This window comes from Aureimonas phyllosphaerae (assembly GCF_047943035.1).
GTDB classification, from domain to species: Bacteria; Pseudomonadota; Alphaproteobacteria; order Rhizobiales; family Rhizobiaceae; genus Aureimonas; species Aureimonas phyllosphaerae.
The window spans coordinates 1,366,558-1,379,694 of record NZ_CP181348.1; the positions used below are offsets into that span (position 1 = coordinate 1,366,558).

The 13,137-nt window shown below is 66.0% G+C and carries 11 protein-coding genes; 2 read left to right on the forward strand and 9 right to left on the reverse strand.

Annotation, left to right across the window (positions count from 1 at the left end):
- Positions 1-182 precede the first annotated feature (182 nt).
- The 7 genes from ACLNGM_RS06285 to ACLNGM_RS06315 form a co-directional block, all read right to left on the reverse strand.
- On the reverse strand, positions 183-1,550 hold the full coding sequence (locus ACLNGM_RS06285; protein ID WP_416357645.1) for an MFS transporter: 1,368 nt from the start codon (positions 1,548-1,550) through the stop codon (positions 183-185).
- Between the two features lie 120 nt (positions 1,551-1,670).
- Positions 1,671-2,477 carry an enoyl-CoA hydratase/isomerase family protein gene (locus ACLNGM_RS06290; RefSeq protein ID WP_090965893.1) on the reverse strand — a complete coding sequence of 269 codons (807 nt, stop codon included), beginning with the start codon at positions 2,475-2,477 and terminating at the stop codon, positions 1,671-1,673.
- A gap of 24 nt (positions 2,478-2,501) precedes the next feature.
- Positions 2,502-4,046 (reverse strand): AMP-binding protein, encoded by a 1,545-nt coding sequence (locus ACLNGM_RS06295; protein WP_416357646.1) that lies wholly within the window; start codon positions 4,044-4,046, stop codon positions 2,502-2,504.
- A complete protein-coding gene (locus ACLNGM_RS06300; protein WP_416357647.1) occupies positions 4,039-4,557 on the reverse strand; it encodes a (2Fe-2S)-binding protein in 519 nt (172 codons plus the stop codon). The genes ACLNGM_RS06295 and ACLNGM_RS06300 overlap by 8 nt, the downstream gene beginning before the upstream one ends.
- Positions 4,545-5,372 (reverse strand): FAD binding domain-containing protein, encoded by an 828-nt coding sequence (locus tag ACLNGM_RS06305; protein WP_416357648.1) that lies wholly within the window; start codon positions 5,370-5,372, stop codon positions 4,545-4,547. The genes ACLNGM_RS06300 and ACLNGM_RS06305 overlap by 13 nt, the downstream gene beginning before the upstream one ends.
- Positions 5,369-8,338 (reverse strand): xanthine dehydrogenase family protein molybdopterin-binding subunit, encoded by a 2,970-nt coding sequence (locus tag ACLNGM_RS06310; RefSeq protein WP_416357649.1) that lies wholly within the window; start codon positions 8,336-8,338, stop codon positions 5,369-5,371. The genes ACLNGM_RS06305 and ACLNGM_RS06310 overlap by 4 nt, the downstream gene beginning before the upstream one ends.
- A gap of 115 nt (positions 8,339-8,453) precedes the next feature.
- The gene (locus ACLNGM_RS06315) at positions 8,454-9,299 is read right to left on the reverse strand and encodes an AraC family transcriptional regulator (RefSeq protein ID WP_416358396.1); all 846 of its coding nucleotides are present in this window, start codon (positions 9,297-9,299) and stop codon (positions 8,454-8,456) included.
- Between the two features lie 236 nt (positions 9,300-9,535).
- On the opposite strand from ACLNGM_RS06315, the gene ACLNGM_RS06320 reads away from it, so the two are divergent.
- Positions 9,536-10,168 (forward strand): tyrosine-type recombinase/integrase, encoded by a 633-nt coding sequence (locus tag ACLNGM_RS06320; protein WP_416357650.1) that lies wholly within the window; start codon positions 9,536-9,538, stop codon positions 10,166-10,168.
- A 290-nt stretch (positions 10,169-10,458) separates the two neighbouring features.
- Here ACLNGM_RS06320 and ACLNGM_RS06325 read toward each other — a convergent pair whose 3' ends face one another.
- A complete protein-coding gene (locus tag ACLNGM_RS06325) occupies positions 10,459-11,472 on the reverse strand; it encodes a zinc-binding alcohol dehydrogenase family protein (protein WP_416357651.1) in 1,014 nt (337 codons plus the stop codon).
- Positions 11,473-11,584: 112 nt separating this feature from the next.
- On the opposite strand from ACLNGM_RS06325, the gene ACLNGM_RS06330 reads away from it, so the two are divergent.
- Positions 11,585-11,995: a winged helix-turn-helix transcriptional regulator gene (locus tag ACLNGM_RS06330; protein ID WP_416357652.1), complete on the forward strand. Its 411-nt coding sequence runs from the start codon at positions 11,585-11,587 to the stop codon at positions 11,993-11,995.
- A gap of 215 nt (positions 11,996-12,210) precedes the next feature.
- On the opposite strand, the gene ACLNGM_RS06335 is transcribed toward ACLNGM_RS06330, so the two are convergent.
- Complete coding sequence (locus ACLNGM_RS06335; protein WP_416357653.1) at positions 12,211-13,113, reverse strand: LysR family transcriptional regulator; 903 nt, start codon at positions 13,111-13,113, stop codon at positions 12,211-12,213.
- Positions 13,114-13,137 lie beyond the last annotated feature (24 nt).

Below are 13,137 nucleotides of genomic sequence, written 5' to 3' on the forward strand. Positions count from 1 at the left end.
GTAAAAGCTTGTATAAGCGCCTTAAAGGCGAACTCGTGCGTTTGGCATGATGGCATGATCGCGCTAGCGCCTTTGGGCGCCTCGCGGGGTTTGGGGCCAAGTCGCTCGATCTATGTCTGTGAGACAGTCGGAGCCATGAATCGCCCGTCGAGGGCGACCATGGCTCCGGGATGGGAGATCGACTACAGGCGCTCCAGGTTACCACGCGTCTCAGACGTGAGCAGGGCACCGAGGAGATAGATCAGGGTGACGGCGACCGTGAAGATGGCGAGCGTCGTCGGGATGCCCGATGGGCCGCCCGCCGTCAGTGATACGAAGGTTGGTAGGATGCCGCCCAACGCGAAGCCGATGTTCCAGGAAAGTCCCGTTCCGGTCGCGCGGATTGCGGTCGGGAAGCGCTCGTTGAGGTAGATCAGGAGCGGGCCATAGCTGGCGTTGGCCAAGAACGAGAGAGCGAAGCCGCACAACGCGATAGTCCATAGGCCGGTGGTGCTGCCCATGAGAAGGAACAGAAGCGGGAAGGCGACGAGCCTCGCCACGCCCATCCAGATGAAGGCCGGGCGACGGCCGATACGCTGGCTGAGTTCGCCGCCACCACAGGCGCCAAGCGCCGCGCCGACATTGGCGAGGATAAGCATGATCGAGGCCGACGATCCGGGGACACCGTTCACGACGTTGTAGAAGGTCGGAAGGTAGCCCGACGTTAGATAATAGGCCGATCCGCCGCCGAAGGACAGAAGCAGGGTCAGAAGGAAGCCATTGAGCTGCGGACGGGAGAACAGGGTTCTGACCGGCGAGGCATCCTTCGGCGCGGTCGCGCTCTTCAGCGCCTTCTTCGCCTGAAGCTGCTTGAAAAGCGGCGACTCCTCGAGATTGCGGAAGATGAAGAGGCCGATCACCGAGGTCAGGAGGCCGGAGAAGAACATCACGCGCCAGCCGGTCTCGGCGAAGGCGTCTCCGGGAAAGAGGAGCGAGACCACGAAGAAGACCAGCGAGGCAAGGAGGCCGCCGATGGCCGAGCCGCCGCCGCCGATTGCCCCGGACATGAAGCCGCGCCAGCGCTCAGGGACGGTTTCCGTGCCGATCGTGTGAGACGACGCGACGACGCCGCCGACGAAGATGCCCTGTACAAGACGGAAGAACAGGAACAGAGCGGTCGCGAACCAACCGATCTGTCCGACTGTGGGGAGAAGCCCAAAGATCGCCGTAGAGAGGCCGACACCCGTCACCGCGACCATCAAAGCCCGCTTTCGCCCGAACCTGTCAGCGTAGGACCCGAAGATTGCAGAGCCGAGCGGGCGAACGAGAAGCGTTACGGCGAAGGAGGCATAGGCCCCCGCCAGCGACAGCATCGGCTGTTCGGAGGGGAAGAAGAGGCGTCCGACAACCGGTGCGACGTAGAGCAGGATGAAGAGGTCGAAGAGGTCGAGCCCCCAACCGAAAAGGGAGGCGGCGGCGGCTGTGATGGTCTGCCGGCGCGTGGGAGGCGCTATGGCGGGGTGATCCGCTCGGTCTATCGCGTTCATGATGGGGTTCCTCCACGGTTGCACCGGTCTTGGACGCCGGCGTCTTCGGATTTTGGACAAGCTTCTCCGGCCCCGGCGGCGAGCCGGGTGCTCGGGTTTTCGTTCGTGTCTGGAGGGCCTGACGAGTTGGCCGCTGGAGCCGCGTCAGGCCCCTTTGAAGACAGGCCTACGCTTGGCGTGGAAAGCCTCGACACCTTCCCGGAAGTCCTCCGACATCCGCAGGCGCGAGTAGTTCAGCCCTTCCAGCTCGATCGCGGTGGTCAGGAGCGCGTCGTCGCTGTCGTTGAGGAGCTTCTTGGCGGTGCGCTGGGCGAGCGGCGAGAAGGTGCGCAATTCATCAACCAGCGCCGCGACGGCGGCCTCCAGCGCATCATCCGGGTGGCATTCGGTGGCGATTCCCCAGTCGAGCGCCTGGGACCCCGAAATGCGTTTGGAGCGCATCACGATGTCCTTGGTGCGCGTGACGCCGACGATTTTCTGAAGGCGCGCCGATCCACCCGAGCCCGGAATCTGGCCGAGTTTCTGCTCGGGTAGGGCGTAGAGCGTCGTTTCGGACGCCAGACGGAAGTCGCAGGCGAGCGACAGCTCGAAGCCGACGCCGAAGCAGTAGCCGCGGTTCATCGCGATCACGGGCTTCTCGCAGCGCGCCGGCGCCGCCACGTTCCAGGCGAGCTTGGAGACATGCTCGGGGCTCGCTTCCAGAAAGCCCTTGATGTCGCCGCCGGAGGAGAAATGCTCGCCGGCACCCGACAGGACGATCACCCGCACGCGCGGATCGGCGTCGAGCGCCTCGAAGGCGAGACGAAGCTGGTCGCGCGCGGCCATCGACACGACGTTGTAGGGGGGACGATCGAGCACGATGTCGGCCCGCTCGTGGGCCGGGTCGATCGTGACCGCGAAGCCGTCGAGAGATCGGAGTTCGGGATGGTCGAAGCGATAGGGTTCGCTCATGGGAATGATCCTTCGGATGGAATGTCAGGAGGCGGCGCGCGTCGCGGCCGGGGTTTCGGGCTCATACTCCCCGGCCACCAGGAGGCGACGCAGCAGCTTGCCGACGGGGCTCTTGGGGATGGCGTTCACGAAGATGTAGGCGCGGGGCCGCCGGAAGTTGGCGAGGCCCGAGCGCTTGCAGTGCTCGTCGAGTTCGGCCTCGTCGACCATGCCCGAACGCTTCACGAAGGCGGTGACGACCTTGCCCCAGCGCTCGTCGGGAAGACCGACCACCGCCACCTCGTCGACGCAGGGGTGGAGCGACAGGCAGCTTTCAATCTCGACTGGCGAGACATTCTCGCCACCGGTGATGATCATGTCGTCCGTGCGCCCGGTTACGAAGAGGTCGCCGTCCTCGTCGAGGAAGCCGGTGTCACCCGTGAAGTACCAGCCGTCGCGGATCGCCTTGGCGTCGGCCTCGGGGCGCTTCCAATAGCCTTCGAAGCTCTCGTCCCCCTTCAGGAGCACGGCGATCTCGCCCTCTTCTCGCGGGGCTGCGCGTCGGGAGGCGTCACGCTCGCCGAGCTTCACCACACGGACCATCTGGTTGATGCCCGCGCGGCCCGCCGAACCGGGCTTTTCCGGCGCCTTCTGATCGATCGTGAACGTGTAGACCTCGGACGAGCCGTAGTGGTTGACGAAGAGTTCGGGCTGGAAGCTTTCGCCAAGGCGTCGCATGAGGCCGTCGGTCATAGAGGCGCCGGCGAAGCCGAGCTTGGTGACGCTGCGCACGCGGCCGGGCGAGAAGGACGGATGGTGGACGATGTCGTGGTAGAGGGTGGGGACCAGATAGAGATTGGTGATCCCGTTCTCCTCGATGGCGCGCAGCGCCCCTTCCACGTCGAAGCGCGGGAGGCAGACGAAGGTGCCGCCGATCAGCGAGGTGGCGAGCAGCGAGCGCACGCCCATCGTGTGGTAGAGCGGCATGACGCCGAGGGTGCGCTCGCCGTGCCGGTAGAGGTTCTGCGCGACATGGGCGAGCGCGCCGGCGCGCTCGGCGTGGTGGCGGCGCGGCACGCCCTTCGGCCGCGACGTGGTGCCCGACGTATAGAGCATCAGCGACCAGTCCTGCGCCGACGCGCGGGGTTCGAAGGCCGCTCCGTCGCCCGTGATCAGTCCGGCCAGGCTCGTGCCGCCGTTCCCGTCCTCGACCGGCAGCCGGATCGCCTCCTGTGCCCGCGGGCTGGCGCTGACGGCATCGGAGGACACGGGTTCGTAGACGAGAATGCGCGCCTCGGAATCCTCCAGCGCGTAGTCGATCTCGTCGCCCTTCGCGCGCCAGTTGAGCGGCGTGACGACCAACCCCGCGAACTGGCAGGCCCAGTGCAGGGTGGCGTTCTCCCAGCGGTTCTGCAGGAGGGTCAGGACGCGGTCGCCCGGCCGGAGACCCAAGTCCGTGAGGCCCTTCGCCAGCGCGACGATGCGAGGCAGCCACTCGGCATAGGTCAGTCGCATCGTGCCGTCGACGATCGCCAGCGCGCCCGGATCGCGCTCGACGCTCGCGAGAAAGCTGGTCCCGAGATCAAGCATGCGTTTCCTCCCGTCGTGCCTGGTTGAGCCTGTCTCGGGCATCCAGCGCCGCGCGCATGATGGGCGCGTAGCCGGTGCAGCGGCACAGATGCCCGGACAGGTGATCGCGAATTTCCGCCTCGTCCGCGTCCGGTCGAGCGCGGAAGAGGCCATCAAGGGTCATGAGAATGCCGGGCGTGCAGAACCCGCATTGCAGCCCGTGATGCCGACGAAACGCCTCCTGGAGCACCGACAGGCGCCCGGCCTCGGGCTCCAGCCCTTCGACCGTGCGGACCGCCTGACCGTCGACCTGACCCGCCAGAACCAGGCACGCGCGGGCCGGCTCGCCATCGATCTCGACCGTGCAGGCACCGCAGACGCCGTGCTCGCAGCCGACATGGGTGCCGGTGGATCCAAGCCCGTGGCGGAGAACGTCCGTCAGGAGGGTGCGGGGCTCCGCCCAGGTCTCGACGGGGCGTCCGTTGAGGGTGAAACGGACGGGATGGCGTTCGGATTTCGTCAGCTTCGGCATCTCAGCGCCTCCTCGATGGCATCGCGGCCGAGGCGGCGCACGAGTTCGCGCCGGTATCTCGGAGTGGCATGGAGGTCCTCTCGCGCGTCGAGCGACCAGGCGAAGTCGTTGAGGGCCTCGTCGAGATCGCCGCTCGAGGGATCGGGAAGCTCCCGCAGCGTCGGCACGTCGCCGACCCCGCCCACGGCCAGCCGAATGCCTTGCGGTCCGGCCACCGCTGCGCAGGCGACCACGGCGTAGTCGCCGTGCCGCCGGGCCACTTCCCGGAAGCCGAATCCCTGGCCCGCGCGCCGTAGCGGAAACGACACCGCCTCGATCATCTCGCCGGGCCGAAGGGCAGTCGCCATCATTCCCAGAAAGAACTCCCGCGCGGCGACGGTCCTGTGCGCCTTCTTCGTGCGCAGGTGGATCTCCCCCTCCAGCGCGATCAACGCGAGGGGAAGCTCGGCACTCGGATCGGCATGGGCGAGCGATCCGCACACCGTTCCGCGCGACCGGGTCTGGACATGCCCGATGTAAGGAACGGCGGCGGCCAGCAGCGGGAGCCGGGCCGTTAGATCGGCCCAGCGCGCCAGTTCGACCTGCCTGACGCCGGCACCGATGCGTAGCGCGCCTTTCGCAACCTCGAGACCGCGCAAGTCCGCAACGCTCATGATGTCGACGAGCACGCTGGGCCGCGCCAGACGCATGTTCAGCATGGGAACGAAACTCTGGCCGCCGGCGAGAACCCGCCCGTCCTCGCCCGCCTGCGCCAAGGCATCGAGTGCCTCGGCCAAGGTGGCGGCGCGGATGAAGTCGAAGGGCGCCGGTTTCATGCGCCCCTCCCCAACAGGCGGCGGAGCCTTGCCAGCAAACCGGAGCCGGTGCCTTTTCCGCCTCCCGCGTGGGCGGCGAGCGACTTGAAGAACTGACCGATCACCACGCGCGCCGCGCCGTCGAGAAGACGGCCGCCGACGGAGGCGACCTTGCCACCGATCACGGCCTCGTAGGCATAGTGGACCGTGGTCCGGTCCGGCGCGGTCTCGGCCAGCGTGATCCGGCCGGAGCCGCGGCCGAAACCGAGCGCCCCGTCCGTGCCCCCCGACAAGGTGACCGCACCCGGCTCGTCCAGATCCGAAAGCTCGATCTCGGCGCGGTAGCGTCCCTTGACCGGGCCGACGCCGAGCGTGACGTCGGCCAGGAAGCGGGTGGATGAAACCTTGCGAACCCCGTGCGCGCCAGGGATCACCGCCTCCAGCGTCTTGGGATCGAGCAGCATGTCCCAGACGGCCTGCCGTGGTGCCGCGACCAGTGCCGAGCCTTCGCCCGTCAGCTTGCGCTCGCCGGGCTTGGCGGCCGCGGCCGCTCTTGTCGGGGCCTCGCGAGAGGGCTTCTCCTCGGCGGCAAGACGGTCCGCAAGGCGCGCGGGAACGAGCGGAAGCGTCACATCGTCGAAGTCGCAGGCATCCGCCACCGCGTTGGCGAGACAGACGGGGGTGGACATGCAGTTCCCTTCGCCGACGCCCTTGGCTCCCAGCGGGGTGAAGGGCGACGGGCTTTCGTAATGGAGGATGACCGGCTCAGGCACTTCCATCACCGTGGGAATGAGGTAGTCCGCCAGCGTGCCGGACAGGAAACTGCCGTCCGGGCCATAGGCGTATTCCTCCAGGAGCGCTGCGCCGACCGCGTGGGCGAAACCGCCGGTCACCTGCCCTGCCACCATGCCGGGATGCAGGATCCGGCCGCAGTCGTGCATCGTCACGTACTTGTCGATGCGCACCGCGCCGGTGAGCCGGTCGACCTCGACGCCGCAGAAGTCGAAGATGAAGCCGTGACAGAGCGAGGAGTTCACCGCGTCCTCGTCGTCCGGCGCGATCAGTTGCTCTGGTGTCCAGAACACCGTCTCACGGATCGTCTGATCGACGTCGTCAGGCAGCGTCCCCGGCGCCCAGTGCGCGGCGGCCGCGACGCGCGCGAAGGATACGGCGTTCTCGGGGTTGCCGCGCGCTTGGGCGCGCCCGTTCGCAAGGTCCACCTCGTCGGCCGCGACGTTGAGCTGCCCGGCGGCGACGCGCTTCAGCTTCTCCGCGACCCGGTCGGCCGCGAGCTTGGTCGCGCCGGCGACGGCGGGGGCGAAGCGGCTAGAATAGTTGCCCGAGGCGATGGACCAGGCATCGCGCGCCGTATCCACATCGGCAAGAACGCGGATGGCACCGGGCTCCAGTCCCAGGACATCGGCGACGACCTGCGCGAGCACCGTGCGGTGCCCCTGTCCCTGCGGCACGGAGGCGACCTTGACGGACACCGCGCCCAAGGGATCGATCGCGATGGTCGCGGTCGCCTGCGCGCCGTTCTTCGGACCGGCCTTACGGCGCGCGGCCGGCGACAGCACGGCGGTGATGTAGCCCATGTTGGAGACGCTCGGCTCGACGGCGGCCGTATAGCCGATCCCGTAGAGCCGGCCTTCGGCGCGCGCCGCCCGGCGGGTTTCGATGAGGTCCGCCAGCCCGCCTTCATCGACAGCGCGGGTCATGGCCGCCTGATAGTCGCCGCTGTCCAAGAGGGCGCCGGTCGCCGTTCGGTAGGGAAAGGAGCCAGCAGGCACGAGATTGCGCCTAATGACGTCGAGTGGATCGAGCCCTAGCTCAACAGCGATCCGCTGCATCAGGCGCTCGAGCGCGAAGTACATTTGCGGGCCGCCGAAGCCCCGGTTGAGGCCCGTCGGGGTTTTGTTGGTGAGCACGATCCGGTTGCGGATGGCGACATGGCGAATGGCGTATGCGCCCGTCATGTTGCCGTGCATGCGATAGAGGGTGGCGGGTTCGGGCGCCCTGAGGTGGGCGCCGCAATCCTCAAGCTGGTCCCAGCGCAGCGCCGCGACCCGCCCGTCCGCCTCGACCGCGGCCTCCAGGGTCGTCACCCGGTTCGTCGCGGACACGGAAGCCGAGAGGTGTTCGAGCCGATCCTCGATCCACTTCACCGGCCGGTCGGCCAAACGAGCGGCGAGCGCAATGAGGATCACATAGGGGAACACCCCCTGCTTGATGCCGAACGAACCGCCTGAGTCTTGCGGCGTGCGCAGGCGCATTCGGTTGCCCGGCACGTTCAGGGCGCGCGCGATTACGGCGTGGATGGAAAAGGGACCCTGGAAGTTGGCCGTAACGTCGTAGGCGTCCTCGCCCGGATCGTAGGATGCCACGACGCCATAGGTCTCGATCGGCGTGCCCGAGTTGCGGGGGTAGCGGACGGTGACCGCCACGCGATTGGCAGCACTCTCGAAGGCCGCGTCCGGGTCGCCGTAACGAAACAGGCGCTCGTTGATGACGTTGCCGCTCAAGGAGGGATGCAGCCTTGGAGCGTCCGGCTCGGCCGCCGCACCGGGATCGACGATCGCTGCCAAGACCTCGTACTCGACCTCCACGAGATCGGCGGCGTCTTCGGCGATGTAGCGATCAGCCGCGACGATCACTGCGACCGGCTCGCCGACATAGCGCACCCGGTCCACGGCGATCGGCCAGGCCTCGACATCGGCCTTCACGCCAACGGTCATCGCGCGCGACAGGCGTCGCACTTCGTCGGACGTCAGGACAACGGCAACGCCGGGCAGAGCAAGCGCCTTGGAGGCATCGATGCTCAGGATCTTGGCATGGGCATGAGGCGAACGAAGGATCGCGGCGTGCAGCGTTCCCGGCGCGATCGGCAGATCGTCCATGTAGCGGCCGCGGCCCGTCAACAGCGCCGCGTCCTCGACGCGCGGCACAGAACGCCCCGTCCAGCCGCCCGTTGGCGGAATGGCGGTCATATGTGAATCCTCCCAAGGCGCCGACCTGTCGGGAGCGCCATGGACAGGAGCCTAGGGAGAGCCTTCTGGACGCACGATCCCGTCCGGTCTCACGGCTTACCGAGGAGTCTCAAAATCAAACGGGCATTCGCGTCACGGCGCGAAAACCCGAGGGCGACGAACCAGCATGGTCGTGGAAGAAGCGGGAGAAATGCGCAGGAACGGAAAAGCCAAGACTCTCCGAAATCGCGGAGAGGTTCGCCTCGCTGTCGGAAACGGCCTGCACGGCTCGCTCCAATCGGGCGGCGTTCAGATAGACGCGGGGCGAAACGCCGAAGGATGTCTCGAACAGCCGAAAGAACTGCGCCCGCGACACGCCCGAGCCGGAGATCAGATCGTCGATCTGCCGAACCGCGCCCGGGTCTGACTTGATCTGGGCCGCGACCGTCCGGATCCGCCGGTCGATGCTCGGCCCTCTCGCCAGATCCCGCAGCGATACGGCCGTCTCGCGCCAGGGCGTGAAGCGCTCGATCACGGAAACCATCAGCGCCGACAGCAACGTCTCGTGCAGGCTTCGGTTTCCCGGCTCCGCGACCATCGCGCGCGCCATATCATCGGCGAGAACGCGGATGCGCGGGGTGATGGCGCCTGCGGCTTGCGCGAAGAAGCCGGGGCGTCCGCTTGCGGTCCAGTTGGGTCTAAATTCGGCGAGCCACCGGGGCTCGATATAAAGCGCGAGGATAATCGTCGGCGGGCGACGAGCGTCGTGCGCATAGGCATGTGGTTCCCATGCATTGACGAGGACGGCGCTGTCGTCAGTGAGAGGAACGAGGTCGTCGCGCACCGAGAACTGCGTATCCGCACCCTCCACCTTCAAAAGAACATGGCAATGAGGATGAGCATGCCGCACAAGCGGACGATCCATGTCCAACAGGGCGACGCGGCCGAATTTCCCCTGAGCAATTCTTAAAGCGCTCGACATCCGCTGATCATACGGCAATTTCAGCGAAATGGCATGGCCGATCACCCGTCGAGTCGCTTCGTTGGCCACAAGACAGGGTGCAAGAGCCGATAGTTAGCTTTTGCCTAATGTCGGCTTTCTAAACGACCAATCGCTAAGCTGCCGGTCCGCTATCGGCCCTTCACTTGGTTTCATCCCATAAGCCATTCGCGCAGTTTCACACTCCCGTCGGCCATTCAGGCCATGGGAGAACGACAATGGGACATTCGACAATTGATCCGGCAACCAACGGAAGGAGAGCATGGAACGCAGGCCGGGTGGTCGGCGCCAAGCGGGCATTGAAGCCGCCACAGGTTTGGGCGATCCGCTTCTGGCTCGATCATGAAGGACGGCTGCGCGACAGGGCCCTGTTTGATCTTGCCATCGACAGTAAGCTGCGTGGCTGTGACGTCGTAAAGGTGAAGATCGGCGACCTCGTGTCGGGCGGACGCATTCGAGCCCGCGCCATCGTCGTGCAGCGTAAGACGAAACGGCCAGTGCAGTTCGAACTCATGGAAGCAGCACGCACAAGCCTTCTGGCATGGCTTGAGCGACGTGGCGGAACGGTCGAGGATTACGCCTTCCCGAGACGCATCGATCACTCCCCCCACCTCAGCACACGACAGTATGCCCGCCTCGTCGATGAGTGGGTGACGGCGATCGGTCTGCGGAAGGAGGACTATGGCACGCATTCGCTGCGGCGGACGAAGGCATCGATCATCTACCGCGCGACCGGCAACCTTCGCGCTGTTCAGATCCTGCTCGGCCATACCAAGATCGAAAGCACTGTGCGTTACCTCGTTGTCGATGTCGAAGATGCACTGACGCTAGCCGAGGGAACCGAGGTTTAAGACCCCCTTAAACCGAAGCATCTCAACGAGGGACGGCCGCTTACGAGCCTCGTTTGCGACCGTTCCCTTAGCGACGTGGGGTGGAAACCCGACCGTCCGCTTCCGAGATCGATCGCGCGGGAAGCGGACAGTAACGACTTGCCGGTATCCCACGCGTCGTTATAGGTGCAATGGCCTTTTCTCGCTGATCGTTTTGGCGAGGGCGTCCCGCCTGCTGCCTGCAAGTTAGGTCGAGAAGAGGCCGGCGCCCGGTTCTGTCCTGCGCGGGGTATCGAACTCTCCGTCCGACTTCAGAAGCCCTCGAGCACGACCTTGCCCCGCGATCTGCCACTCTCGAGAAGGGCATGCGCCTGACGCAGGTTCGCGGCGTTGATGGGCGTCAGCGTGCTTGTTGCGGTGGTGCGGACGCGGCGCTCGTCGATGAGCTGCGCGACCTGACCGAGGATCCGACCCTGTTCGCCCATGTCGGCCGTCTGGAAGATCGAGCGGGTGAACATCAGCTCCCAATGGATCGAGATGGCTTTGCGCTTGAACGGGGTGACGTCGAGGGCGTCGGGATCGTCGATGAGCCCGAAGCGGCCCTGCGGAGCAATGAGTTCGACGATCTCGGAGAGGTGTCGGGTCGTCTCGGTCGTCGAGAAGACGAAGGCGGGGGCCCCGATCCCGAGGGCGGCCACCTGTTCGGCCAGAGGCCGGGAATGGTCGATCACGTGGTGGGCTCCGAGCTCGCGGACCCAGGCCTCGGTCTCGGGCCGCGATGCGGTCGCGATGACGGTGAGCTGGGTGAGCGCACGGGCGAGCTGGATGGCGATCGAACCGACGCCGCCGGCGCCGCCGACGATCAGGACGGCGTTCGCTGCGCCGGGGACCGGCCTGGCAACGTCGATCCGGTCGAACAGCATCTCCCAGGCGGTGAGGGCCGTCAGCGGCAGGGCGGCGGCCTCGGCATCCGACAGCGATGCCGGTTTCATCCCGACGATGCGCTCGTCGACGAGATGGAACTCGCTGTTGCTCCCCGGGCGGGCGATCGAACCGGCGTAGAACACGTCGTCGCCGGGCTTGAAGCCGACAACCTCGTCGCCGACTTCAACGACTTCTCCGACCGCGTCCCAGCCCAGCACCTTCCAACCGTCGTCGGCCGGCCGCGCGCTTCTGCGGACCTTGGTGTCGACCGGGTTCACCGAGACGGCCCTGACCGCGACGAGGAGATCGCGCCCGGTCGGAACGGGGCGGGGAAGTTCGATGTCCTCCAGCGCGTCCGCTCGATCGATCGCTCCGGGCGTCCTGTAGCCGATGGCCTTCATGATGAGCGCTCCTGCTTCGGCTTCGCTTGTTGAGACAGGCGGAACTTGGCTGTAGTCTCGTGCGATCTCAATACGCACAAACACAGCCCATAGTGTCAAAAAGGATACCGTCATGGCGAAGGCGCGGTTCTCGCGGTTCGATTGCAGTCCTGGCTGTTCGGTGGAAGCGGCAGTCGGTCTGATCGACGGCAAGTGGAAGTCGGTGATCCTGTTCCACCTTTTGTCCGGCACGCTCCGCTTCGGCGAGATCCGTCGGCAGATCGCGAACGTGACGCCGCGCATGCTCACCAACCAGCTCCGGGAACTGGAGGAGGACGGACTGGTGGAGCGAAAGGTTTATGCCCAGGTGCCACCGAAGGTCGAGTACAGCCTCTCGCCGCTTGGGCGGACGATGGAGCCCATACTCCTTGCCCTGAAAGGATGGGGCGACGCCCATCTCGGCCTCTATGGCAAGCCGAAGCAAGGCTCGCCTGCGGAAGGGGTGGCGAACGAAAAGGGCGAGGAGGGACGCCAAGCCGCCTGAGCGGGAGGACCGCTTGCGGGTGCGCACAGACGGGCTGCAAATATTTGCGGAGGAGCGATAGCGGACGGACTGCTTCGACACGTCCGTTTCCCCCGGGCGCCGATCGCCTCAGAAGGGTGGAAAGCTCCTAATCCGCTCTCGTATTGAAGCTAGCAATAAGCTGCCGTTCGAGATCGTGAGGGGCTTTCCCGCAAACGATGGTGAAGCGGAAAAGCTCAAGCGTTGAGGTCGGTGACGACCTCGCCGATCAGCGACCTCAGCCAGCGGTGCGCTGGGTCATGTCTATAACGAACGTGCCATGCCATCTCGACGGGGAAGCTGCCGAGGTCGACCGGGGCCGGCAGGATCTTCAGCCGAGGCTCCTGCATCAGCCGCTTGCAGATGAGCAAGGGTAGGGTGGCACAATAGTCGGTCACCGCCACCATCTCGGCGACCGCGAAGAAGTTGGTCACGGAGATCGCTACGTCGCGCTTCAGTTGCTGCTGGGCCAGCGCCTGAAACAGCCCGGCACGCATCCGTCCTGGCGGCACGATGTTGACGTGCTTCATTGTCTCGAACTGCTCACGCGTCATGGCATCGCCGACGTTCGGATGGTCGGCGCGTACGGCGCAGGCGAACCCTTCGTCCATCAGGTGCTGAACGACGAGGTTGTCGGGCGGGTCGACGATGCGACCCAATACGAGCGCTGTCGTTCCGGAAACGACACCCGTTTCGGCGAGATCGTTGCCGTACGGCGTCAGGTGGAGCCTGATGCCGGGCGCAACCTTCTGCAGTCGCGCCACAACAGCGGGGACGAGGACGAACTCGGCATAGCCGTTCGGCGCGATGGTGAAGAGCCGTTCCGCCTGCTTTGGATCGAAGGCCTGTTGGCCAAGGACCACATCGTCGAGCTGCGCGAGCGCCTCGGTGATCCGTGGCGCGAGTTCGAGCGCGACCGGCGTCGGCTGGACGCCGTAGCGCTCACGGACGAACAACTGATCCTGCAGCATGAGACGGAGGCGGGACAGGGCGTTGGACAGCGCCGGCTGGGTCATGCCCAAGCGCACGGCCGCCCGTGTGACGCTGCGCTCCTCCATCAAGGCGACGAATATCGGCAGCAGGTTCAGGTCATATCGCATGGAGGTATCATGTAGTCCGCATAT